The 23,413-nt window shown below is 62.5% G+C and carries 18 protein-coding genes; 4 read left to right on the top strand and 14 right to left on the bottom strand.

The window, feature by feature from the left end; translation table 11 throughout:
• The first annotated feature begins 23 nt into the window (after positions 1 to 23).
• Positions 24 to 4,526, top strand: coding sequence for a DEAD/DEAH box helicase (locus FQ705_RS13785; protein WP_260854477.1), 4,503 nt, complete (start codon positions 24 to 26; stop codon positions 4,524 to 4,526).
• Between the two features lie 206 nt (positions 4,527 to 4,732).
• Positions 4,733 to 6,736: a cyclic di-GMP phosphodiesterase gene (pdeR, locus tag FQ705_RS13780; RefSeq protein ID WP_144141728.1), complete on the top strand. Its 2,004-nt coding sequence runs from the start codon at positions 4,733 to 4,735 to the stop codon at positions 6,734 to 6,736.
• 70 nt (positions 6,737 to 6,806) lie between these two features.
• On the opposite strand, the gene FQ705_RS13775 is transcribed toward pdeR, so the two are convergent.
• The 3 genes from FQ705_RS13775 to FQ705_RS13765 form a co-directional block, all read right to left on the bottom strand.
• Positions 6,807 to 7,694 (bottom strand): crotonase/enoyl-CoA hydratase family protein, encoded by an 888-nt coding sequence (locus FQ705_RS13775; RefSeq protein WP_144141725.1) that lies wholly within the window; start codon positions 7,692 to 7,694, stop codon positions 6,807 to 6,809.
• Positions 7,695 to 8,092: 398 nt separating this feature from the next.
• Positions 8,093 to 9,196 carry a malate/lactate/ureidoglycolate dehydrogenase gene (locus FQ705_RS13770; RefSeq protein WP_144141722.1) on the bottom strand — a complete coding sequence of 368 codons (1,104 nt, stop codon included), beginning with the start codon at positions 9,194 to 9,196 and terminating at the stop codon, positions 8,093 to 8,095.
• Positions 9,197 to 9,282: 86 nt separating this feature from the next.
• Positions 9,283 to 10,743 carry a M20 family metallopeptidase gene (locus FQ705_RS13765; RefSeq protein WP_144141718.1) on the bottom strand — a complete coding sequence of 487 codons (1,461 nt, stop codon included), beginning with the start codon at positions 10,741 to 10,743 and terminating at the stop codon, positions 9,283 to 9,285.
• A gap of 137 nt (positions 10,744 to 10,880) precedes the next feature.
• Between FQ705_RS13765 and FQ705_RS13760 the strand changes: the two genes are divergently transcribed.
• Entirely contained in the window at positions 10,881 to 11,192 is a 312-nt protein-coding gene (locus FQ705_RS13760; RefSeq protein WP_144142407.1) for a superinfection immunity protein, read from the top strand.
• Between the two features lie 65 nt (positions 11,193 to 11,257).
• On the opposite strand, the gene FQ705_RS13755 is transcribed toward FQ705_RS13760, so the two are convergent.
• Positions 11,258 to 11,530: a YodC family protein gene (locus FQ705_RS13755; protein ID WP_144141715.1), complete on the bottom strand. Its 273-nt coding sequence runs from the start codon at positions 11,528 to 11,530 to the stop codon at positions 11,258 to 11,260.
• A gap of 98 nt (positions 11,531 to 11,628) precedes the next feature.
• Between FQ705_RS13755 and FQ705_RS13750 the strand changes: the two genes are divergently transcribed.
• On the top strand, positions 11,629 to 11,859 hold the full coding sequence (locus FQ705_RS13750; protein WP_144141713.1) for a hypothetical protein: 231 nt from the start codon (positions 11,629 to 11,631) through the stop codon (positions 11,857 to 11,859).
• Positions 11,860 to 12,031: 172 nt separating this feature from the next.
• Here FQ705_RS13750 and FQ705_RS13745 read toward each other — a convergent pair whose 3' ends face one another.
• The 10 genes from FQ705_RS13745 to FQ705_RS13700 all read right to left on the bottom strand — a co-directional run bounded on the left by FQ705_RS13745 (position 12,032) and on the right by FQ705_RS13700 (position 22,984).
• Positions 12,032 to 13,576, bottom strand: coding sequence for an MFS transporter (locus tag FQ705_RS13745; RefSeq protein ID WP_144141710.1), 1,545 nt, complete (start codon positions 13,574 to 13,576; stop codon positions 12,032 to 12,034).
• Positions 13,577 to 13,607: 31 nt separating this feature from the next.
• Entirely contained in the window at positions 13,608 to 14,246 is a 639-nt protein-coding gene (locus FQ705_RS13740; protein WP_144141707.1) for a TetR/AcrR family transcriptional regulator, read from the bottom strand.
• Positions 14,247 to 14,326: 80 nt separating this feature from the next.
• A complete protein-coding gene (locus tag FQ705_RS13735; protein ID WP_144141704.1) occupies positions 14,327 to 15,175 on the bottom strand; it encodes an oxaloacetate decarboxylase in 849 nt (282 codons plus the stop codon).
• Positions 15,176 to 15,331: 156 nt separating this feature from the next.
• Positions 15,332 to 15,757 (bottom strand): OsmC family protein, encoded by a 426-nt coding sequence (locus FQ705_RS13730; RefSeq protein ID WP_144141701.1) that lies wholly within the window; start codon positions 15,755 to 15,757, stop codon positions 15,332 to 15,334.
• Between the two features lie 338 nt (positions 15,758 to 16,095).
• Positions 16,096 to 16,650: a carboxymuconolactone decarboxylase family protein gene (locus tag FQ705_RS13725; RefSeq protein ID WP_144141698.1), complete on the bottom strand. Its 555-nt coding sequence runs from the start codon at positions 16,648 to 16,650 to the stop codon at positions 16,096 to 16,098.
• A 123-nt stretch (positions 16,651 to 16,773) separates the two neighbouring features.
• Positions 16,774 to 18,102 (bottom strand): aspartate aminotransferase family protein, encoded by a 1,329-nt coding sequence (locus FQ705_RS13720; protein WP_144141695.1) that lies wholly within the window; start codon positions 18,100 to 18,102, stop codon positions 16,774 to 16,776.
• A gap of 202 nt (positions 18,103 to 18,304) precedes the next feature.
• On the bottom strand, positions 18,305 to 19,159 hold the full coding sequence (locus tag FQ705_RS13715) for a MurR/RpiR family transcriptional regulator (protein ID WP_144141692.1): 855 nt from the start codon (positions 19,157 to 19,159) through the stop codon (positions 18,305 to 18,307).
• Positions 19,160 to 19,538: 379 nt separating this feature from the next.
• Positions 19,539 to 19,790: a hypothetical protein gene (locus FQ705_RS13710; RefSeq protein WP_144141689.1), complete on the bottom strand. Its 252-nt coding sequence runs from the start codon at positions 19,788 to 19,790 to the stop codon at positions 19,539 to 19,541.
• 870 nt (positions 19,791 to 20,660) lie between these two features.
• Entirely contained in the window at positions 20,661 to 21,746 is a 1,086-nt protein-coding gene (locus FQ705_RS13705) for an Imm72 family immunity protein (protein ID WP_144141686.1), read from the bottom strand.
• Between the two features lie 134 nt (positions 21,747 to 21,880).
• Positions 21,881 to 22,984: an Imm72 family immunity protein gene (locus FQ705_RS13700; RefSeq protein WP_260854476.1), complete on the bottom strand. Its 1,104-nt coding sequence runs from the start codon at positions 22,982 to 22,984 to the stop codon at positions 21,881 to 21,883.
• Positions 22,985 to 23,413 lie beyond the last annotated feature (429 nt).

Below are 23,413 nucleotides of genomic sequence, written 5' to 3'. Positions count from 1 at the left end.
GCCGCGCCCCCATCTATGCCAGCATGACCCCGGCCACGATTATCGACACCGCTGAGAACGCCTGCGCAAGCGGCGCGCTGGACGACTTCCACCCCGCCGTCGCCGGCTGGTTCCTGAAAACGTTTCCGGCGCCAACCGACGCCCAGGCGGCGGCCTGGCCGCAGATCCGCCGTGGCCGCTCCACCCTGGTGGCCGCACCTACCGGCTCGGGCAAGACGCTCACCGCCTTTCTCTCCGCACTCGACGATCTGGTCCGGCAGAGCCTCGCCAACGGCGGTGCACTGCCGGACGAAACGCTGGTGGTCTACGTGTCGCCGCTCAAGGCGCTCTCCAACGACATCCGCCTCAATCTGCAAGTGCCGCTGCAAGGCATCGCCGCCGAACTCGACACACTCGGCTTGCCGCCGCTGGATATTCGCACTGCCGTGCGCACCGGCGACACGACCCAGCAGGAACGCAACGCGCTGAAAAAGCGCCCGCCGCACATTCTCGTCACCACGCCCGAATCGCTCTATGTCCTGCTCGGCTCGGACTCCGGACGACGCATGCTGTCGACCGTGCGCACGGTGATCGTCGACGAAATTCATGCGCTCGCCGGCGGCAAGCGCGGCAGTCATCTCGCTCTCAGCCTCGAACGGCTCGATGCGCTGTGTCAGCGGCGTTTGCCACGGATCGGTCTATCGGCGACGCAAAAACCCGTTAGCGCGGTTGCGCGCTTTCTGGTGGGCGGCGCGAGCCTCGACAGCGAGACACCCGCCGATTGCGCGATCATCGACGTGGGCCACATTCGCGCGCGCGATCTCGCGCTGGAAATCCCGCCCGTGCCGCTCGAAGCGATCATGCCCAACGAAGTATGGGAGCGCGTCTACGATCGTCTCGCCGAACTGGTCGCGATGCATCGCACCACGCTGATTTTCGTCAATACGCGGCGCATGGCCGAGCGCGCCGCGCGGCATCTGACCGAACGCCTCGGCAAGGACGTGGTGGCTGCGCACCACGGCAGTCTCGCCAAAGAGCATCGCTTCGACGCCGAACAACGGCTCAAACGCGGCGAATTGCGCGTGCTGATCGCCACCGCTTCGCTGGAACTGGGTATCGATATCGGCGATGTCGATCTGGTCTGCCAGATGGGCTCGCCGCGCGCGATCGCGCCGTTTTTACAGCGCGTGGGACGCTCCGGGCATCAGGTAGGCGGCATGCCTAAAGGCCGGCTCTTCCCCGTCTCGCGCGACGATCTGATCGAATGCGCGGCGCTGCTCGATTGCGTGCGACGCGGCGAACTGGACGCGCTGCACATTCCGCGTGCGCCGCTCGATGTGCTCGCCCAGCAGATCGTCGCGGAAGTCTCCAGCACGGAATGGCACGAAGACGCGCTGTTCGACGTGTTGCGGCGCGCGGCGCCTTATGCGGACCTTCAGCGCGAGCAATACGACGCCGTGCTGCGCATGCTCGCCGAGGGTTACACGAGCCGTCACGGCCCGCGCGGCGCCTACATTCATCGCGACGTGGTGAGCGGCACGCTGCGCGGCCGGCGCGGCGGCAAGCTGGTCGCCGTGACCTCGGGCGGGACGATCCCCGAAAACGCCGACTATACCGTGGTGCTCGAGCCGCAAGCGATCAATATCGGTACCGTCAACGAAGATTTCGCGGTCGAGAGTCTGGCCGGCGATGTGTTTCAGCTCGGCAATGCGTCGTATAGGATTTTGCGCATCGAGAGCGGACGCGTGCGGGTGGAAGACGCGCAGGGCCAGCCGCCGAACATTCCGTTCTGGCTCGGCGAAGCGCCGGGTCGCAGCGATGAACTGTCGTTCGGGGTGGCGCGTTTGCGCCAGCAGATCGAGCGCCTGCTAGCCGGCAGCGGCGACGGAGAAAGTGGCAGTGGCAGTGGCAGTGGCAGCGGCAGCGGCAGCGGCAGCGGCAGCGGCAGCGGCAGCGGCAGCGGCAGCGAGGTTAGCGGCGAAGGCACTCTCGCCGCCCGTGTCGAACACGCCATCGACGGCCTCGTCGCCGAGCTGGGCCTCGACGAAGCCGCGGCGCGCCAGATCGTCGACTATCTGGCGCGAGCACGCGCCGCGCTCAGCGTCTTGCCGACGCAGGACACCCTGGTCATGGAGCGCTTCTTCGACGAATCCGGCGGCATGCAACTCGTGATTCACGCGCCCTTCGGCAGCCGGGTGAACCGTGCGTGGGGACTGGCGCTGCGCAAACGTTTTTGCCGCACCTTCAATTTCGAATTGCAGGCCGCGGCGACCGAAGACGCCATCGTGCTCTCGCTGACCGGCAGCCATTCCTTCGTGCTCGACGACGTCTGGCGTTATCTGCATTCGAACAGTGCCGAACATCTGCTAATCCAGGCCCTGCTCGACGCGCCGCTGTTCGGCGTGCGCTGGCGCTGGAACGCCACCACCGCACTCGGTTTGCCGCGTTATACCGGCGGCCGCAAGACCGCTCCGCAGCTTCAGCGCATGCGCAGCGAGGACCTGTTGACCAGCGTGTTTCCCGAGCAGGCCGCGTGTCTGGAGAACGTGGTCGGCGAGCGCGAGTTGCCGAGCCATCCCTTAGTGGACCAAACCGTCGACGACTGTCTGCATGAAGCGATGGACAGCGAGCGCTGGATCGCCCTGCTGCGTCGGATCGAACAGGGCGAGATTGCCCTGGTGGCGCGCGATTTGCCGGCGCCCTCGCCGCTTGCTGCCGAAATCCTCAACGCCAAGCCCTACGCCTATCTCGACGACGCCCCGATCGAGGAACGTCGCACGCAAGCCGTGTTGAATCGCCGCTGGACCGATCCGTCGAGTGCCGACGATCTCGGCGCCCTGGACGCCGCCGCGATCGACAGCGTGCGCGACGAAGCATGGCCTCAGGCGCGCAACACCGACGAGATGCACGAAGCGCTCACTGGACTTGCCTGCATCACCGACACGGAGGCGCGAGCTCACGAAGGCTGGCCGCAATGGCTCGCGACGCTCGCCGCCGCCGGCCGCGCGACACGCCTCACCCTTCCAGATCAACACGACGACGCTGCGTTATGGCTGCCGGTCGAGCGTCTCACCTGTTTCGAGGCACTTTACGCGCAACCGCGTTTCTCGCCGTCGCTCACTGCGCCCAGAGGCTACACGGAAAGCTGGCTTGCGGACGATGCCCTGCTCGACGTGCTGCGCGCACGTCTGACGGGTTTCGGCCCGTTGCCCGTCGGCCATATCGCCCGTGCGCTGCACTTGTCCGTTGCATCAGTCGAACAATGCCTGCTGCGACTCGAAGCGGAAGGCTACGTGATGCGCGGCCGCTTCACGCCGCGAGCCGCCGAGGAAGAATGGTGCGAGCGTCACCTGCTCGCGCGGATACACCGATACACGGTGAAACGCTTGCGTCGCGAGATCGAGCCGGTGGAGCGGCACGACTTCATGCGCTTTCTGTTCGAGTGGCAGCACCTGAGTCTTGACACACGCAGCGAGGGGCGCGACGCACTCGCCGCCGTGCTCGAACAAATGGAGGGTTTCCAGGCGGCGGCGGGCGCATGGGAAGACGACATCCTGCCCGCGCGCGTAAAGGCCTACTCGAATGTTTCGCTGGACGAACTATGCCGGGCCGGCAAGATCGTCTGGACGCGTCTCACCGAACGTGCGCGCGGCGCGGGCGGTCCGATCCGCAGCACGCCGATCGTGCTGCTGCCGCGAACGCAGGTGCGCGTCTGGCGTGCCCTGATCGATCCGTCGAAACAGCCGGAGTTATCGGCGCGCGCTCAAAGCGTGTATGACGTGCTGGCGCAACACGGCGCGATGTTCTTCGACGAATTGCTGAGCGAGGTCCACGTTTTACGTATGGAACTGGAGAGTGCGCTGGGCGAACTGGTCGCCGCCGGGCTCGTGAATTCCGATAGTTTCGCGGGCTTGCGCGCCTTGCTGAAACCCGTCGCCAAACGCAATGCATTCGGCGGCAGTCGCCGTGCACGGTCGAGCGCGCTGATCGGCGGCATGGACGACGCCGGGCGCTGGGCGCTGGTCGACCGCCGCGCCGCAGCCATGACAGAAGAGACCACACCGCAACGCGGCCGGCAGTTGCCGTTTGAAGTACTCGAACACATTGCGATGGCTTTGTTGCGTCGCTACGGCGTGGTGTTCTGGCGTTTGCTCGAACGCGAAGCCGAATGGCTGCCGCCCTGGCGCGATCTTCTGCGTGTGCTGCAAAGACTCGAAGCGCGCGGCGTGATTCGCGGCGGACGCTTCGTGAACGGTCTCGCAGGCGAGCAGTTCGCCCTGCCCGAGGCAATTCCCGTCCTGCGCGAAGTACGTCGGCATGCGAACGACGGTGCTTTTATCTGCGTGGCCGCAACCGATCCATTGAATCTGGCCGGCACCTTGCTGGTGGGCGAGCGTGTCCCCGCCGTGGCTGGAAACCGTCTGTTGTTCCGTGACGGCGTGGTAGTCGCCACGCTGGTAGCCGGCACGTTCTGGTTCGAAGCCCGGCTGGAGGCGGCTCCGGCCGAACGCGAGCGAGCCCGCGGCTGGCTCGCGCGACGCTTTTAGACGTTCCTGTCACGCGATGCAAAGGTGGACAAAATACTTCGCGCCATGAAAAAAAAGCTAAAGCTCAAGTAATGCGCGACCGTTAATGTTTATGAGCCGTAATCTCAATCGCTTCGCTACAATGGGGCCAGTCTTAAGTATGATAAAGACTGTTTGCCGCGTTCCGCCTTAAAGACGGCCAGCGGCACACACAGCCCGGGGATCTCATGAACGACGACCAACACGAGCAGGTGCTTTTTGCCCAGTTCGGCACGAGCAGCCCTTGCTGGCGTCTGTCAATTGACAGCAACGCGCTCGAACTCACGCCCGTGATCGGCGACGTGCCCGCTAATGTCGCCATTCCGCTGAATCCTCAACAAGCCTCGCAAATCCGCTGCCTCACCGGTGTCACCGCGCATCTCGTCCTCGACGCACGGCTGTTCGGCGATCCGTTGCGTCTGCATCTGGTCGGCAAAAAACTCAATAGCAGCACCTGGGCCGGCACCGCCTCGGCCTACGACGACACCGAATCAGTCGCACGCGATCTGGTGCATGGCCTGTCGTTTGCCGAGCAGGTGGTCTCCGAAGTCAATTCGGTCGTCGTGATCGTCGACCGGCACGGCCGGATACAGCGCTTCAACCGGCTCGCCGAAGAACTCACCGGCGTGAAGGAAGAGAACATCATCGGGCGCAACGTGTGGGCGCTGTTCATGACCACCGAAGACGGCGCCGCGTCGAGCCAGAACATCACCGGTTTTTTCAATCGCGGCGTGTCGTACGAAGTCGAACGGCGCATCAAGACCGTGCATGGCGAGCGACTGTTCCTGTTCCGCAATAAATTCGTGCAGAGCGGCAGCGGCGTCGAAGAACAGTTCCTGATCTGCTCGGGCACCGACATCACCGAAGAACGGCTCGCGCAGGAACGCCTCACCGAACTGGCCAACACCGACGCGCTCACGGGACTCGCCAATCGCAACGCGATCCAGGACAAGATCCGCCTCGCGATCGAAGCTGCCGATGCCGGCGAATCGGTCGGCGTGCTGTTTCTCGATCTCGACAACTTCAAGAAGGTCAACGACCACTACGGCCATGTGTTCGGCGACCGCCTGATCCGCGACGTATCCAAGGCCATTAGCGCCTGCCTGAACGAAGGCGACACGCTCGCGCGACTGGGCGGCGACGAATTCATCGTGCTCGCGGCCAAGGGCGGCGCGCACGAGCTCGAAGCCACCGCGCAACGCATTCTCGAGCGCATGCGCACGCCGTTCGCGCTCGGCCTCGTGGAGGTCTACACGGGCTGCTCGATCGGCATCGCCCGCTATCCGGAACACGGCGACAGCCTCGAGTCGCTGATCCGCTCGGCCGACACCGCGATGTACGTGGCCAAAGACGAAGGCAAGCGCACGCACCGCGTGTTCTCGCCGGACATGAACCGCAAGGTCGCCGAGTACATGTGGCTCGACACCAATCTGCGGCGCGGGCTCGACGAAGGTCAACTCACGTTGCACTATCAGCCCAAGCTCTCGCTCGCCACCGGCGCGGTGCAAGGCGCGGAGGCGCTGGTGCGCTGGAATTCGCCGGAGCGTGGCCAGATCATGCCGAACGAATTCATCCGGTATGCTGAAGAGTCCGGCCTGATCGGCGTGCTGGGCCGCTGGGTGATGGGCACGGCCGCGAAACAGGCCGCCAAATGGAAAGCGGACGGCTACAACCTGCGCATCGCCATCAACGTCTCGGCGCGGCAGCTGGTCGACACGGCCGTGGTCCGTCACTTCAGCGAGGCGCTGCAGAATGCGGACCTTGATCCTTGCCTGATCGATCTCGAACTCACCGAAAGCTGTCTGATCGAAGACGAAGCGGCCGCGATCGACCTCATCAAGCAATTCCGCCAGATCGGCGCTCAGGTGCACCTGGACGATTTCGGCACCGGCTATTCGTCGCTATCGCAACTCGGGCGGATTCCGCTCGACGTCATCAAGCTCGATCGCAGCTTCGTGCGCTCGATCAACGCCGACACCAAAGCGCAAGCATTGGTGCGCTCCATGGTCGCGGTCGCGCAGGAACTGGATTTCAAGGTGGTGGCCGAGGGCATCGAAACCGAATCGGAAGAACTGTTCATGCGGGGTTTGGGGGTGGAATACGTGCAGGGCTTTCTGTACGGCCAGGCCATGCCCGCCGCGGAATTCGAACGCTGGCTGCAGGATAGACAGAAGCTCAGACTGATTGCCTGAGCTTCCGCGCCCGCAGGGAACCTGTGGGGAGGCGCCCCCTACGCCTGCGTATGGCTGAACGCCGATCGGTTCAGGCGAACTGCGCCGTGCCGATCACCGTCTGCCGCTGGTTCGAGGTCCGGCGATTTTGCAGCGTCACCAGCCGTTCCATGAAAGCCAGATCCTTCTCCTCGATCGTGAAGGCGGCATTCACCCAATCCTCGGTGATCTCCATCAACTCGGCGCGCGAGAGTTGCAGCACGCGCTGACGCGCCCGCAACATCGCGCGAATACCGTTCATCTTCGGCTTGAGCGTGTCGATGAAGGTGCGGGTGGACAGATAGGCTTCGCCCGGCTCGAACAACTGGTCGACGAGACCTTTGCCGTGATGCCATTCCGCCGTATGCGATTCCCCCACGCCGATCAGTTCCTCGGCGAGGCGCATGCCGGCCTTGCGCGCCACCAGTGAATAACCGCCCATGCCCGGAAACAGATTGAAGGCGATCTCCGGGAAACCCATGCGCGCGTCGGTCTGCGCCAACAGAAAATGATGCGCGAGCGCCGCCTCGAATCCGCCGCCGAGCGCCGTGCCCTCCACCATCGCAATCGAAATCGCTCCCGTGTCGAAGCCGCGCGCTGCCGCATGGACGCAGTCGACGCAGGCGCGTGCGTACGCCATGAGCGCCTGGCGCTTGCCGGTGCGGATGGCGTCCGCGAAGAAATCGAGATCGCCGCCGACGTTGTACATGGTCGGAATCAGCGAGCCCGTCACCCAGAAATCGATCGGCAAGCCCGACTCCCGCGCCGCCTGCGCGAGGCCGAGAATGTCGTGTACCAGATCGAGATTGAAACAGGGACGTGGTTGGGCGCGCAGCATCATCCACATGATGTTGCGGCCTTCTTCATAGTAAGCGGAGATTTGCGACAGATTGCCGGCTTCGAGGAAAGGGCGGCAGGCGTGATGGCTATGCAGATTCATTTTGAATGGTCCTTTTGAGGTTAAACGCTGGCATTGCAATGCGAGCCTAAAGCAGACCGGATTAGGATGGGAGCGGGGTAACCAACAGATGAATGCAAGCCGTTATCGAAGACGCATCAAATGGCGTCCAGCCGGGCTTTGCGGGCGAGCGCGGACATCCGTGCACCGCAAACGCTTGCGCACCGGAAATGGGCGGGATTAGCCCTTAAATGAGCACGCATCGGCAATAAATACAGAAAACGTGCTGGATTGAATTTTTTGCCGTATTTATCAAAAATTCATTCGCCGTTCGACTAGAAAATTCAATCGAAAATAAGAGTGGCGAAGCGTTTTTTGGTAAGAACCGGGCGAGCAGTTGGAACATTCGATTGGCATAATTAAAACGCCAATCCGTCGCGCTATCGCAAGCCGGCGGACCAGTTCTGCGCATCCGGCTCGCTCATGCCGACGGCCAGCGCCGCCTCGCGAATCTGCGTCCAGGTAGCCGGGTCCACGGGAATGCCTTCGGCCTCGCGCTGCGCGCGCGTCACACGCTCGGGCTCGCCGGGCTCGTAGATGCGATCGGCGCCGGTTGCGAGTGGCGAGGCCTTCACCCAGTCGAGGAACGCGTCGGCTTCGGCTTGCGCATCGGGGGCGTCGAAGGCGGCGGGATCGATGATCACCGACAGCATGCAGTTGATGATCGCGTTCGTGGTGCCGAGCGTATCGGCATGCGTGGTGAAGCCGCCCGAAAGCGCGCCGCCGAAGATCTCGCACAGCGCCGCGAGGCCGAAGCCTTTATGACCGCCGAACGGCGTCAGCGAGCCGAACGGCGCCTCGTGCATGACTTTGGGGTCGAGCGTAGGAAAGCCTTCGTGATCGATCAAGGCGCCGGGCGGCGCCGGCTTGCCCTGGTTATAGGCGACGCGCGTCTTGCCATAGGCCACCGTGCTGGTCGCGAAATCGAGCACCAGCGGCGGCTTGCCGGGCCGCGGATAGGCCGCGCAGAAAGGATTGGTGCCGATGCGCCGGTCCGCGCCGCCGAACGGCGCGACGAGCGGATCGCCCGCCACGTTGACGAAGTGAAACGACACCAGCCCGGCGCGCGCGCACTGTTCGGCCCAGTGACCGATGCGCCCGATGTGATGCGCGCCGCGCAGGCCGAGCGCGCAGATGCCCAGCCGCTTCGCGCGCTCGATGCCCCGCTCCATCGCCTCGAACGCGACCACCTGACCGAAGCCCCGGCCGCCTTCGACGGTCAGCACCGCGCCCGCGTCCTTGACCACTTCGGCGTGCCGGTTCAGTTGCAGTTGCTGGTCAGCGAGCGAGGCGACGTAGCGCGGGATCATTCCCACGCCATGCGAATCGTGCCCGGTCAGGTTGGCCGCCACCAGATGATCCGCCACCAGTTCCGCTTCGCGCGGCGTGCTGCCCGCCTGCTCCCAGATCGCCTTCACGTAGGCATGCAACTGATCGGCCGGAATCCGGAGCATGGCGGGTTGAGCGGGCTGCTGGTCGGTCATGGGCGGTGTTTGACGTTGACGGTCATTCAAGGTGCTGACGCACGGGTTGAGCGAAACGAACGGAATGCCTCAGGCCAAACCGCCCTTTACGGAGCGGCAGCAATCACCTGAGCCACCGCGGCTGTCAGCTTTTTGCCGTACGGCACGTGCAGGAACTCGTTCGGACCGTGCGCGTTCGACTTCGGCCCGAGCACGCCGCACACCATGAACTGCGATTGCGGAAAGCCCGCTTTCAGCACGTTCATGAGCGGAATCGTGCCGCCCTGCCCCATATACGCGACATCCGCGCCGTAGTGTTCACGCGACGCGTCGTTGAGCGCCGTGGCGAGCCACGGCGCGAGATCGGGCGCGCTCCAGCCGCTCGCCGCGCCTGCGTCCGGCTTGAACGTCACCTTGGCGTTGTACGGCGGATCGAGTTCGAGCAGCGCCTTCAATTCGGCGACCGCCTTCTCCGCTTCGATCATCGGCGGCAGACGCAGCGAGAGCTTGAACGCGGTGCGCGGACGCAGCACGTTGCCGGCGTCGGCCAATGCGGGCAAACCCGCCGCGCCGGTCACCGACAGCGACGGGCGCCACGTCGAGTTGAGCAGGGCTTCCCTCGGATCGGTGGTGGTGGGCAGCACCTGACGGCCGTCCTGACCGCAAGCCCATGGCAGCTTCTTCCAGACGTCGTCGCCGAGGATCTGGGCGGTGGCTTCCGCTTCGCGCAGACGGTCGGCCGGGATCTGAACGTGAAAACCCTTCGGCAGCAACGTGCCGTTCGCCGAGTCTTCCAGACGGTCGAACAATTGCCGCATGATGCGGAAGCTCGACGGCGCGATACCGCCGTAGCCGCCGGAGTGAATGCCTTCGTCGAGCACCTGCACTTCGAGATCGCCCGCCACCAGGCCGCGCAGCGACGTGGTGAGCCACAGTTGATCGTAGTTGCCCGCGCCCGAATCCAGACACACGACGAGCCCGACCTTGCCGAGCCGCTCGCGCAAGGCGTCGACGTACGGCAGCAGATCGTAGCTGCCCGACTCCTCGCAGGTTTCGATCAGACCCACGCAGCGCGGACGCTCGACGCCCTGCGCATCCAGCGCGGCCAGGGCGGTGATGCTGGCGTAGATCGCGTAGCCGTCGTCCGCGCCGCCGCGGCCGTAGAGCTTGTCGTTCTCGAGTTTCGGCGTCCACGGACCGAGGTCGTTGCGCCAGCCGTCGAACTCGGGCTGCTTGTCGAGGTGACCGTAGAGCACGATGGTTTCGTCACTGCCCGAACGCGTGGCCGCCGATTCGAAGAAAATCACCGGCGTGCGGCCGGGCAGGCGGATCACTTCCAGTTTCAGGCCGCGCACCGGTTGCTGTTCGGCCCATTGCGCGGCGTCCGTGATGACCCGCTCGAGGTAGCCGTTCTTGACCCACTCGGGATCGAACGCCGGGCTCTTGGCCGGCACGGCGATGTAGTCCGTCAGCGCCGGCACGATCTCGTCGTTCCATTTACGGTCTACGAACTCGCGTAGCGTGTCCGGGTTGATGCTTTGAGCCTGCTGGGTATCGTCGGAGATCATGATGGCGGTCCGTGGGGATTCGGTCGGTCAAAACGATCATGATAGTCCCGATGCGCCATCGGCTGAACCCCTTGCCCCTGCGCAAGCCGCTCTTTCGCGCGACAATTGCGGCATGTCTCACGTCCTGGGAGCCGTTCATGGGTGGCAATGTCGTCGTGCAGGCCATCGCCGCCGTGCTCGCGTTGGCCCTGTATTTTCTGCCGGCGATTCTGGCGGACCGGCGCAAGCGTCACGACGTGCTGACGCTCGCGCTCTTCAATGCGTGTCTGGGCTGGACCGGCTTTGGCTGGCTGTTGGCGCTGTACTGGTCGTTGCAGCCGAACCCGCCGACGAACGTGGCGGGTGAAGTCGTGGAGACGAGGAAAATCGTGCGGATGCGAGCGTTTTCCACCGCGCTGCTGGTTCGCGTGCAAAAACGCTCGACAGCGCGCGACCGGACGGAGAAATAGCGGGTCTATTTATTTAACGTGTCGCGGCCGTGCGCGGAGCGCGCACGAGGGGCACGCCGACCACCTCAGGCCGCGCGGCCCACCCGGCTCCACAGCACGGAACCGGCGGGAATCGAGCGCGGTTCGGCGCGCACGCCCGCAGGCAAGAACATCTCGCGGCGCAGTTCGCCGTGTTCGTCGAACCACTCGCAGATCAACCATTCGCCGGGATTGAGCGCCACCGGACCGGTGTAAGTCACGGTCATGCGCGGGCCCCCTTCTTTTAACGTGACGACGTCGCCGACGTTAAAGCAGGCGGCGGGTGGCGTGTCGAATGCGTCAATGGTCGCGGTCAGCATATTCAACCCCTTTGGAAGCATTTGGTCGGTATTAAGTCATTGCACCAGGCTTTTCGACATGAGTAGTGTGCGACTGAGGGATCACTCTAAAGGTGAAAATGTTTGCCAAGATTAACAATCGAAAATCACCTCGGCAAGTGATTTCTATTGATACCGTTTTCAGTGAGAGTGGAATCGCTTCCGTCTGCCGATGGCGCCGGCAGCAAACCGGGAAAACCCGCGAACTCCACGCCAGCATGCGTATTCGTGCGGCACTGCATGATCGCAAGAGTTACTGGCGCAAGTGCATTGCGCCAGTAGAAAATGCGCGCTGTTTCCGTCATATCTAACCCCGCATTTCGCATATTCAGGGTTAATTCCAATCGGTCACAAAACGTCCAATTACCTGTGAACGCGACACTCACCGGTAAATACCTCCGCCATCGAAAATCTTTTATGGCTGATTTACTTAATACTTGGCGCCGCTGACAACCTTTGAAAACGATTACCGCGGCGCTATTTTCAAACCGGCTGGACGGCCGCCCGGCGCAGCGCGAGTTGCTGATGCCGCACGAGCAGCAGGCTCAGTCCAATGCAGACGAACATCAGTGCCGCGTTAATCATGAGGCTGCCTTTGAAAGCATGAGCGAACGCCGCCGGCGCCGTGCTGCCGCCAAGCGTGCTGAAGAACACGCCGCCGATCGCCGCCGCGCCCACCGCCGCGCCGATCTGCAAGGTCGACGACACCATGCCCGAAGCGAGGCCAGCCTTCTCCGGCGTCACTTCCTGCAAGACGATGCGCATGATCGATGGCAGCGTCAGGCCTTGTCCGATGCCTGCGCAAACCAGGCCGCAATAAAACAGCAGGTCGGGCGTGGCCGTCCGGGTGGCGGACCAGGCGGTCACGGCAAAGCCCGCCGTCATCATCGAAAAGCCGAGCGTCAGCACATGGCCGCCGATGCGCCTCACGACCGCCGGTGAGCTGAGCGGCCCGATCACGAAACCGATCGCGAACGGCATGATCGCCATACCCGCGACGAGCGGCGACCAGTGCAGGCCGGTCTGCAGGAAGATGCCGTAAGTGAGGAAGAACGCGCTGTTGCAGTAGAACAGGAACGCGAGCACCAGGCCCAGCCCGAAGGCCGGATTGCGGAACAGATGCAGATCCACCAGCGGATGACCGCCGCGGCGCTCGACCCGCCGCTCGGCCGCGATGAAGAGCCCAAGCGCCGGCACGGCGAGCGCGAACATCACATAGGTCCACGCCGGCCAGCCGGCTTCGCGGCCGTGCGTCATCGGATAAATCACCAGCAGCAGCACGGCCGACAGCAGCACCACGCCCAGCAGGTCGATGCCAGCGCGCGTGGCCGGCTGGTTTTCCGGCACGAACTTCCAGGTGCCGATGAACGCGGCAATACCGATTGGGATATTGATGAGAAAGATGATGCGCCAGTCGAGCCCGAACGGGTGGTACGTGATCAACGCGCCGCCGCCGAGTTGCCCGACGATCGACGACAGCCCGAACACGAAGCCGTAAAAACTCATCACCCTGGTCTGCTGATGCAGCGGTACCACCGCGCGAATCGTGGCGAGCACCTGCGGCGCCATCACGGCGGCGGCGATGCCCTGCACGATCCGCGAGATCACCAGCACGTGGCCGCTGGACGCAAAACCGCAGAGCGCCGACGCCACCACGAACGCAGCCATGCCGGTCATGAACATGCGGCGCCGGCCGAACAGATCGCCCAGGCGCCCACCCGTTATCAGCAGCACGGCATAAGCGGAGGCATAGGCGGACACCACGAGTTGCAACTGCGCGTCGCTCGCATTGAGTCCGACGCGGATCGACGGCAGAGCGAGATTGACGATGAAATAGTCGAGCGGCGCGAGAAAGGCGCCGACGAACAGGACAGCGAGCGCCAGACCCTGGCGCTCGAAGCGCGGCGGGTCGTTTGGCTTGGCGACGGGGTCGCCGGCGGCAACGCCGACGCTTGCGCCGACGCCGCCGCAAACTCGCCTGGGTCCGACGAATGCCGCGGATGCGGACTTGATGGCTTCGCTATTCATGACCGATCGTTCAAAAATTCGACAAAAAAATTTAGACGAGCGCGCGCATGGCGACGTCCACGATACCCACGAGCGCATCTTCCTGATGAGCCACCCGCCCCAGCACCCGCAGCCCCTGCATCACGCACAGCAGGAAGTCGCCGGCCGCCTTTTCGTCGAGCGTCGAACTGAATGCGCCGCTCGCCTGACCGCGAATTACCGACGCGGCCAGCAAAGTCGCCATGCGGCGCTGGATCGAGGCGACCCGGGTGCGCAGTTCTGCGTCGCCGGGTTGCATCTCCAGCGTGGTGTTGGTGATGAAACAACTGCGCTCGCCGTTCAGCGCGCCAGCGATCCGCGCGTAGTGCAGCAAGGCGTTGCGCAACGCTTCCTCGGGCGGAACCGGTGCGTTCAGTCGCTCGGCCATGCGTTTCACCGAGCCTTCCGCGTAATGGTCCAGCGCAGCCAGCATGATGCCGTGCTTGTCGCCGAACACGCCGTACAGGCTGCCGCGCAACAGGCCGGTCGCCTTGCAGAGGTCGTCGATCGAGGTGGCGTGATAGCCGTGGTCCCAGAACACCTGGCTCGCGCTCGACAACACGGTTTCCGTGTCGAATTCGCGCGGCCGGCCCCGCGGACACACCTCGCCCGCCTTTTTGACGGAGTGCTTTGAATTGCCAGATTGCTTCATGGGATGGATATTATGACCAAGCGTTCAAGAAAGCAAGGTCGAGTTTCCGTAGGCAAGGCCGCAATAAGCGTCCATCTGGATCAACCCGGCCCGCCCCACTTCGCCGCCGCCGTCGCGAAAGCCTGATTGAGTTCGTTGCCGCTCGCGGCCTCGCTCGTGAAGGTGAAGCTACCGTGATCGCGCATCTCGCGCGCCGCGCGCAGGAACGCCCCCAACGCCGCGCGCGCCAGCGAGCCGCCGACGCTCACCCGGCGCACGCCGAGCGCCGCCAGTTCGTCGAAGCCGAGCAGGACGCCCTGCAAACCCATCAGCACGTTGACCGGCCGTTCGAGCGCGCCGACCACGGCGGCGATGTCTTCACGCGTCTTCAGGCCGGGTGCATAGAGCACGTCGGCACCCGCCGCCTGATAGGCCTGCAGGCGGCGGATCGTATCGTCGAGATCGGGCCGGCCATTCAGGTAGTTCTCGGCACGGGCGGTCAGCGTAAAGGGAAACGGCAACGCGCGAGCCGCTTCGACGGCGGCATGCACGCGCTCGACGGACGCCTCGAACGCGTAGATCGGTTGATCGGCGCGGCCCGTGGCATCCTCGATCGAACCGCCGACCACCCCCGCTGCTGCCGCTTGCCGGATGGTCTCGGCGCAATCTTCCGGGGCATCGCCGAAACCGTTCTCCAGATCGGCGCTGACCGGCAAGTCGGAAGCGCTCGCCATCTCGGCGAGGTGCATCATCATCTGCGCGCGGCCGATGGCGTTATCCGGCAAGCCGCGCGAAAACGCGTAGCCCGCGCTGCTGGTGGCGAGCGCCTTGAAGCCGGCCAACGCCAGCAGACGCGCCGTGCCGATATCGTACGGATTGGGGATGATGAAGGCTTCGCCGGCTGCGTGAAAGGACTGGAATTGCCGTGCTTTGTCGGATTGCGTTGTCATCGACGGTCCCATGAAAAGACCGCCCTGTCCGATGCGTCGCCGACGTGAGCGGTAGGTGGGGAAAAAGGCTGGATGGAAAAAGCGGAGAAGACCGGCGTCGAGTCGAACCCCGGCGCCGGTTGCGCGGGTTGGTATTCGTCAGTGGAAAACGCGCCCTCAGGCTTCGAGTTTCGCGTCCATGGTGATCGCGGCTTTCAACACCTTGGACACCGGGCAACCCGCCTTGGCATCTGCGGTGGCTTTTTCGAAAGCCGCCTGGTCGCCGCCCGGAATCTTCACGACCACGTCGAGATGGACCGCGGTGATCGCGAAGCCGCCGCCGTCCTTGTCGAGCGTGACGGTTGCGGTGGTGGCGATGCTTTCCGGCGTGATACCGGCTCGACCGAGTTCGCCCGACAGCGCCATCGAAAAGCACCCTGCGTGCGCAGCCGCAATCAGCTCCTCAGGATTCGTGCCGATGCCGTCCGCGAAACGCGTTGCAAACGAATATTGAGTTTCCTTGAGGACGCCACTATCGGTAGAAATCGAGCCCTTGCCGTCTTGCAGGCCGCCTTGCCAGACTGCTGATGCCTTGCGCTTCATCGCTCTCTCCTGTTGATGCCCTGCTACGTGCGCTCCACGACCGGAAGTGATGCCCGCCGCAATGGTCCCGCCCGGATGGTTTGCGGTGATCGGCATGGGTCGCGGTTGCCGCGCGGCGTTGCAGGCGCGGGCGTGAACCGAACTTCATCATAGGCGCTTCCGTGTTCCAGCGTCGTGACGGTGCCGCAGACAGTCGGCACGGGAACCCTCTCGAAGACGCGATCCAGGACGGCGACCATCTTCAGCCGGAAAGCCGCCGTTTCGTGAAACCTACGGGAAATAGGCCGATATCGACTGAGGCCGGACGCGCCGCTCCACGCTCGTTCCCGTATTCCGTGCTATTCCGCAAACGGCAAGCTTTCCTGCCCGAGTGCGCGCATGCGGAACACGTTGAGCGTCATTGCCACCAGCGCGTAGTAGCCGAGCAAACCGACGAGGTTGATCACCACCTGATGCCCGAAACGCTCGACTGCCTTTGCATAGATGGCGTCCGAGACGCGTTTCGTGTCGTACAACTCGCTGGCGAAAGCGTGGATCAGCGCCTCGTCGGGATCGGCGAACGAGGGCCGCTCCCCAAGGCGGATCGCTTCAGCGTCCGCTTCGGCCACGCCGGCCTCCAGCGCGATCGGATAGTGGATATACCACTCCGCCTGCGCCTGCCAGCGCGCCGCGGTGACCAGAATCGCCAGTTCCGACAGCCGCAACGGCAAGCCGGTTCGATAGCGGCAGAATGCGCCTAACCGCTGCGCCTGCTGGGCCAGTTCCGGGCTATGAATCCAGCCGAGAAACGGCCCGTTCAGATTGCCGCGCGGACCGGACAGAATCTCGTCCAGCACGGCTTTCTGTTCGGGGGTCGCGTCGGACGGGTCGAAGTGGGGCAGGCGCTCGGTCATCGTCGATCTCGCAAGAGGTGGGTGGTTCGTTATTTCCGGCTGCGCCGAGTTGCATCGAGTTGCATCGAGTTGCATCGAGCTGCATCGAGTTGCGTCGAGCCGCAGCGGGCGCAGCGCGCCGCATCAAGCTGCGTTCAGCGCGCCGCCGATCGCGTCGCTCAGCCGGCTGACGATCTCGTCGATGTCCCGCTCGCTGCAAATGAAAGGCGGCGCCAGCAGCACATGATCGCCGATCTTGCCGTCGACCGTGCCGCCCATCGGATACACCATCAACCCGCGCGCGAACGCTTCGCGTCTGATGGCCGCGTGCAGCTTGCGGCCTGCGTCGAACGGGGTTTTGTCGGCGCGCTCCTTGACCAGTTCGACGCCGACGAACAAGCCGCGCCCGCGCACGTCGCCGATATGCGGATGCTGTGCGTAGTGCTCGCGCAAACGGCCGCGCAACTGCTCGCCGCGCGCCAGCACGTTAGCGAGCAGATTTTCCTCCTCGATCACGCGCTGCACTTCGAGCGCCGCCGCGCAAGCGGTGGCATGCCCGATATAGGTGTGTCCATGCTGAAAAAAGCCCGAGCCGCCGACGATCGCCTGGTAAATCCGGTCGCTCACCAGCGTCGCGCCGATCGGCTGATAGCCGGCGCCGAGACCCTTGGCGATGGTCAGGATATCGGGCGCCACGCCATCTTCCTCGCACGCGTAGAGATAGCCGGTGCGGCCCATGCCCGACATGATCTCGTCGAGAATCAGCAGGACGCCGTAACGATCGCACACTGCGCGAATCTTGCGGAAGTACTCGCGCACCGGTGGCACCGCGCCGGCCGTTGCGCCCACCACCGTCTCGGCGACGAACGCGGCCACGGTGTCCGCGCCGAGTTCGAGAATCTTCTGTTCGAGTTCATCGGCGAGACGCTGGGCGAAGGCCGCTTCGCTTTCGTCCGCGCGTTGCTCGCGATACGCGTAACACGGACTCACGTGATGCGCTTCGATCAGGATCGGCAGGAACGGCTCGCGGCGCCAGGCGTTGCCGCCGATCGCGAGCGCGCCCAGCGTGTTGCCGTGATAACTCTGACGGCGCGCGATGAAATGACGGCGCTGCGTCTCGCCCTTCTCCACGAAATATTGACGCGCGAGTTTCAGCGCCGCCTCGATCGCCTCGGAACCGCCCGACACGAAGTAGACGTGATCGAGTCCCTGCGGCGCGCTTGCGACGAGGCGCGTGGCCAGTTCCTCGGCGGCCTCGGTCGTGAAGAACGAAGTGTGCGCGTACGGCAACTGTTGCGACTGCCGTTTGATCGCATCGATCACGCGCTGGTTGCTGTGACCAAGACACGAGACGGCCGCGCCGCCGGACGCATCGATATAGCGCATGCCGGTGGAATCGACGATCTCGATACCTTCGCCCGCGACGGCGACCGGCAGCGACTGCTTCGGCGAACGATGAAAGACCTTGGACATGATTGCGTTTTCCTGAAGATGACGGTCGCCGCGCAGGCGCCGTGAGGGCCCGATATCGAATAGATGATGAAGCTGTCGAATGCGCACCGCTTCGACGCCACGAATCGGACACATTCAACAATCGGTACGCATTTATACTTTTAAACAACATTTGTTGTCAAATGAGGCGCGCGTGATCCAGCTGTTACTGACCAGCTGAAATTCAAGGCACGTAGGCGCCCTTCGCGTGCAGAGATTGTTCGGCGATGGCGAGTTGGTCGACGGCGTGCGCGCCTTCGAGCGCGAGCAGATGGGCTACCAGCGATTCGGCAATCGCCGTGGCCGCGACCAGCGAGGGGAAGAACGACGGGCTTTCGTGCGAGAAAATCAGCACCTTGTCCGCATTCAGGGCGATCGGCGAGACCGCGCTGTCGGTGATGGCAATCAGCTTGCTGCCTTTTTCCAGCGCAGCCTCGGCGACGCGCGCCGCCTCCACCGAATACGGCGCGAAACTGATCACGATGGTGGCGCTGTCACGCTCGACCGTGCGCAACTGCATTTCCAGCGTGCCCGCTTCGCCGTTGAGCAGCGACACGGAAGGACGGAACAGCCGGTAGCCGTAGACGAGACCGAAAGCCACCGCATAGCACGAACGGAAGCCCGCCACGTGGACGTGCGGCGCGCGCCGCAACAGACGCGCCGTTTCCACGATCACCCGACCGTTGTGCGCGGCGGTGACATCGAGATTATGTTGTTGCGCGACCAGCAGATCGTTCGCGAGTGCATCTTTCGACTTGACCAGCGAACGCGCGCGACTCGTGAGCGGTTCGGGCCGCGTGCGCACTCGCGCGACGAACAGGTTGCGCAACTCGTTCCAGCCGGGAAAGCCCAGTTGTTGCGACAGCCGCACGAGCGAAGCCGGTTGCACCTGCGCGCGTTCCGCCACTTTGCGCATGGACGAAACCGCGACCTCGTCGGGATGATCGAGCAGAAAACCCGCGCCCATCTGGAATTGCGGACTCAGTTCGGAGAAGCGCGCCCGGATCAGGGCGGCGAGCTGGTCGAAACTGTCTGGCATGCGATGGTCCGGGTGAACGACTGATGAGCGACTGATGTGCGGCCGATGTGCGGCCGATGTGCGACCGATACGGATGACAACAAATGTTACCACCGGGGGTATGGCCTCCAACAGGGGCGTGCTGTCATGGTGACGGCCAAACGATACTTGTCCTGACGCAATCAAACTTGTCCCGGCGGATTTTTCGCAATCGAATCTGTCCCAGCTCAAGGTCACTTTGTTGGACGCCGGTGCTAACGAGTTGATTTACCGAGGACTTGCGGCAGACGGAGATGTCCCGAACTGCGGTGCGGATACCGCGTTTTTGGCCGTTGCACTTTTTACAACGAGTTGTTTGCTCCGGGTCGCGCTGCACGTGACAAAGCAAAATCACAACGAATCAAGGGCTTAGCTCTTCGAGTTGCAAACAAAGTTGGCCCCGAACACATGCGTCGCAAACAATTTCTGGCCCAACAAAAAACACCTGCGACTCATTGAATTGATTATATTTTGTTGGTACACCGCGCATCTCGATGGGTACAACAAATGATTCGCTCAAAAAACGGTGCGCACCGTCGCGCACCGAAATAGTTGTGAGACGCGCTTTTGCTTCTCCGAACGAAAAAACCACGCCGACATGGTCGCTGCTCATCGGACACAATGTTAGGCGCCTTTCGACTGGGATAATAAGGCGAGCAATTCACGGTACGGCGGCATGCTTTCGACAGTATGGTCAATGGACCACCTACCCATCGAAAAAAGCTCCCCGCCGACCCCAGCCGAAACAACAGGTCGGGAACCCATGAAGCATCGACGTAAGCGCTTCCGGACGGTTGTCCGATTGATAGAATCGCCACAGCCGACACGAACATTCTCATTCAACGATTGGGCTTCGCGTGGCCGATAACACCAATGAGTGGCCTCGTGAACCAGGATTCCGAGGTTTTTATACCGACTATGGCCCGATGCCATCGTCAACGCGAAAAATCCTTGAGCCGTCGACAGGTGCAGTTATCCGCTACTCGGTGTCGCGAAATCAATGGGACGAGAAGTCCTCGCATCAGAAGAATTCGCGCGTACGCCACTTTGCCCCAAAACCGCACCCCGGCCTGCTGGATGCGCTTCGACCTTCTCGACGACGGGGGACAGGAACTTGACGACAGCGAACTCTGGTACGCATGCGACGCAATGTCGGCCTCGCTTGAGCGGCTAGCATCCGCCCTCATCGAGGCAACCGGAAGCGGGGTGACAGACGTTTTGAGTTAGGGCCGGTTCTTCACTTTGAACGGCTCGAAGTAAACCAAGAGCTGCGCGGGACCGGACTCGGCGTACTCCTCGCACAAGCGGTCCTAGCCGAACTCGTCAACCGTTTTAAGCCGTCCCTATTGCTTCTCTGCCCATTCCCGTTGCAGTTCGAAAACTGTGCGCCAGACGAAAGTGCAGACTCGAAAGGGCTGACGCGCTTCAAACGTGCCCTTGATAAGAACAGGCGGAAACTCGCTCCCCTACCCCCGGAAGATTGTCATGTTCTCTTGACCAGGTGCCGGGCCACCCAATGCACTTTCCTCTCGCCCAAGTTATCTGCGACCATCAGGTCCGGCATCACCGCTCCTGCGACTATGTGAATAGACGAGTCTACGTATTTTTCTGCACACCACACTCCAGAAACCGGATACATGTCCCCGGTCTTGACGTCTGGAACGTCAGCAAGCTCAGTGGGTGCATCTTCGCTCTTCGCAACGAGGAAATACTGTGACTCGTCCGTAATCACCCCATCCTTGTATCGCGTGTCTTCCCACAATAGACGCCAGTGGGTACTCGTGACGGCAGACCGCAAAGTGAGTGGGTCAGGCCGTCCTTTGATATTCGGCGCGTGAGTCCCTTTGACCAAATAGTTGAAGCAGCCATTGTTTTCTTCCGTCTTCTCACCGACCGATAGCAGTCCTAGCACCTTACCGCGACTAATTTTTACGGGCTCCCAGATACCGTCGGCAGTGACCTCGTCACCGGACTCGACTACCAGACCGAGGGGGCCAGGGATTTCCGGAAGTGATGGTGGGAAAACGGGGTAGTCCAATTCGTAGAACTGGTATTTATAGCGGTCCGGGTCCAGGAGTAAAGTCGCCGACTGCAACTGAGCAAAATTGTCGTTTGATGCAGTAACCTCGAAAGGCGCTTGCTCCATCTGGAACTCGGATGCACGCATCAATCGGGCAAGTCTATCCACCTTGCGTGGATATGGAGCCAACTGAGCGCCTCGCTCCCAATACGAGGGGTGGGGAAAGAAATACTGGCAAAGGTGATAGTAGCGATTGACCGCGAGTTTCAACGGTTGACCATCTTTCCAAATGAAACGATATCCACGCGCGATCTGCTCCAGGCCCTTGTCGTATAGGCCCAGAATCTCGTAGATGGTCGACAGGTTGTCAGCCGGCATGTACTCCGGGTCGCCCTCTGGCCACGTCTTGACGGCGATTTCGTACTCGTCTGCAAAAATGGCGAACGCGTCACGCTTCTTTTTCCAGAGCGCATAGCTTGTCAGCCTCTGAAGCAACCAGAAAACTTGACGGCGAGTTAAATTGTCCTGCATGTCGCATTGCTTCATCATACATGTCGCCGTTGCGTCTCGAGATTTGCGTCAGTTCGCACTGCAGCCCTCTTCACACTGTTCGTCTGCGTGACCTTGCTCTGCACTTCGTCCGTCGCGAGCCACCGTGTTTTTGCCGACTATGCGTCAGGCGTTCACGCACGTCTGACGAGACGCCATGTGACCCAGTGAACACGGCGCTCGCCCGAACCAGGCGCGCTGGCTAGAACATCCGGCATGACCTTGCCCTTCAACGCCTCGATACGGTGAGCGTCAAATTCCTTTGCTTCCCACGTACCGGATACCGGGCAAACGTCGTCTGTTCGGACTTCAATTTCGCCAGCGAGTTGTTCCTGTACGGCAGCTTCGGAACCTTTTTCGCGTTCAAGGAAATATTCGGACTCGTCTGGGATGCCGTCGTCCTTATATCGGACATCCTCCCACAGAAGGCGCCAATAGGTTCCGACACGGTCGGCTCGCGCCTGCGTCACGTTCCACTCATCGATATGGGGCGCTTTCCCATTGGCGACCAGATAGTTGAAGCAGCCGTTGTTCGCTGTTTTTTTGACGCCCAAGGGTACGATGCCGAACGCCTTCTCGCGTTCCGCCCTGACGGGTTCCCATATGCCATCCTTCGGCACGCGCTGCCCCGAGCGAACAATGAGGTCGGTTCCGACGGGCACGTCGGGAAGGTCGGCGGGTAAAACGGGGTAAGGAAGCTCGTAGAACGCGAATTTATAGGCCCCTGGATTCAGGAGACTCCCCGGGGTCGGGCAACGGGCAGTCATATGCGGCGCGTCAGGAACTTCGGTGGGCGCGTACTCCCCCTTAAACTCGCTTGCCTGCATCAGCTTGTGAAGCGCTTCCACGGGTGGCGGATAGGGCGCCAGTTGCATGCCGCGTTCCCAATAGTCTGGGTCCGTATAAAAGTAGCGAGAAATTGTGCCGGCCTTGTCGATTGCGAGAGAAAGGGGCTCTTCCACACGCCACACAAATCGATGGCCCTTCGCCAGCTCCGACACCCCTTCGTTATAGAGGCTCAGCACCTCGTAAATTCGGGGCAGTGTATCGGGGTCCATTTGTTCTGGCTGGCTCTTCGGCCAGTTCTTTACCGCGGCTTCGTACGCGTGCGCGAACACCTCCCATGCGTCGCGCTTGCGTTTCCATAGAGCATAGCTGCTGAGCCGCTTCAGCATCCAGAAGACTTGACGCCGCACGTCGTCGTCTTGCATGTCAAACAGCTTCATCTTCTCGCTCACTGCAACTGCTCCTGATGGTCAACGTTTTCGCTTCGCGTGGCTGCGGTTACTTTGCTGTTTGTCAGCTTGGTCTGGATTTCGTCGCTAGCGAGCCGCCGAGTTTTGGCTGCTCCGCTTATGTTGTCAGAGAACTTGCTGTAACTACTGGCCGACCTTATGCGCGTACTCTACGTTTCTATCTTGCCAAAACTGTCGACCAAAAACGCAAAGTTGCCGCAAGGGGACCTTATCGAAGGGCCTGCCGGTTGGGAACTATCGAATGACGAGTGGGCAGCTATCGAACACTTATTTCCGTCTGGTTCCCGAGTAAGGAGCGGCAGTGAAGCGCGCGCGTTCATCGGGGCAATTTTGACGAAGCTCGCAACCGGCGTCGGTTGGGCCTCCGTGAACTCGCAACCTGGAACGACCTCGGCTGTCAGTTCGTTCTAG

It is taken from the genome of Paraburkholderia sp. BCC1884 (assembly GCF_900996225.1).
Lineage (GTDB): Bacteria > Pseudomonadota > Gammaproteobacteria > Burkholderiales > Burkholderiaceae > Paraburkholderia.
Note: the sequence above shows the minus strand (reverse complement) of the source record. Positions and strands in the feature narration are given on the sequence as shown.

Bases quoted from the DNA above. Each gene is read 5' to 3' on its own strand.
- FQ705_RS13785 (WP_260854477.1), top strand. From the start codon at position 24: ATGACCCCGGCCACGATTATCGACACCGCTGAGAACGCCTGCGCAAGC.
- pdeR (WP_144141728.1), top strand. From the start codon at position 4,733: ATGAACGACGACCAACACGAGCAGGTGCTTTTTGCCCAGTTCGGCACG.
- FQ705_RS13775 (WP_144141725.1), bottom strand. From the start codon at position 7,694: ATGAATCTGCATAGCCATCACGCCTGCCGCCCTTTCCTCGAAGCCGGC.
- FQ705_RS13770 (WP_144141722.1), bottom strand. From the start codon at position 9,196: ATGACCGACCAGCAGCCCGCTCAACCCGCCATGCTCCGGATTCCGGCC.
- FQ705_RS13765 (WP_144141718.1), bottom strand. From the start codon at position 10,743: ATGATCTCCGACGATACCCAGCAGGCTCAAAGCATCAACCCGGACACG.
- FQ705_RS13760 (WP_144142407.1), top strand. From the start codon at position 10,881: ATGGGTGGCAATGTCGTCGTGCAGGCCATCGCCGCCGTGCTCGCGTTG.
- FQ705_RS13755 (WP_144141715.1), bottom strand. From the start codon at position 11,530: ATGCTGACCGCGACCATTGACGCATTCGACACGCCACCCGCCGCCTGC.
- FQ705_RS13750 (WP_144141713.1), top strand. From the start codon at position 11,629: ATGTTTGCCAAGATTAACAATCGAAAATCACCTCGGCAAGTGATTTCT.
- FQ705_RS13745 (WP_144141710.1), bottom strand. From the start codon at position 13,576: ATGAATAGCGAAGCCATCAAGTCCGCATCCGCGGCATTCGTCGGACCC.
- FQ705_RS13740 (WP_144141707.1), bottom strand. From the start codon at position 14,246: ATGAAGCAATCTGGCAATTCAAAGCACTCCGTCAAAAAGGCGGGCGAG.
- FQ705_RS13735 (WP_144141704.1), bottom strand. From the start codon at position 15,175: ATGACAACGCAATCCGACAAAGCACGGCAATTCCAGTCCTTTCACGCA.
- FQ705_RS13730 (WP_144141701.1), bottom strand. From the start codon at position 15,757: ATGAAGCGCAAGGCATCAGCAGTCTGGCAAGGCGGCCTGCAAGACGGC.
- FQ705_RS13725 (WP_144141698.1), bottom strand. From the start codon at position 16,650: ATGACCGAGCGCCTGCCCCACTTCGACCCGTCCGACGCGACCCCCGAA.
- FQ705_RS13720 (WP_144141695.1), bottom strand. From the start codon at position 18,102: ATGTCCAAGGTCTTTCATCGTTCGCCGAAGCAGTCGCTGCCGGTCGCC.
- FQ705_RS13715 (WP_144141692.1), bottom strand. From the start codon at position 19,159: ATGCCAGACAGTTTCGACCAGCTCGCCGCCCTGATCCGGGCGCGCTTC.
- FQ705_RS13710 (WP_144141689.1), bottom strand. From the start codon at position 19,790: ATGAGCAGCGACCATGTCGGCGTGGTTTTTTCGTTCGGAGAAGCAAAA.
- FQ705_RS13705 (WP_144141686.1), bottom strand. From the start codon at position 21,746: ATGATGAAGCAATGCGACATGCAGGACAATTTAACTCGCCGTCAAGTT.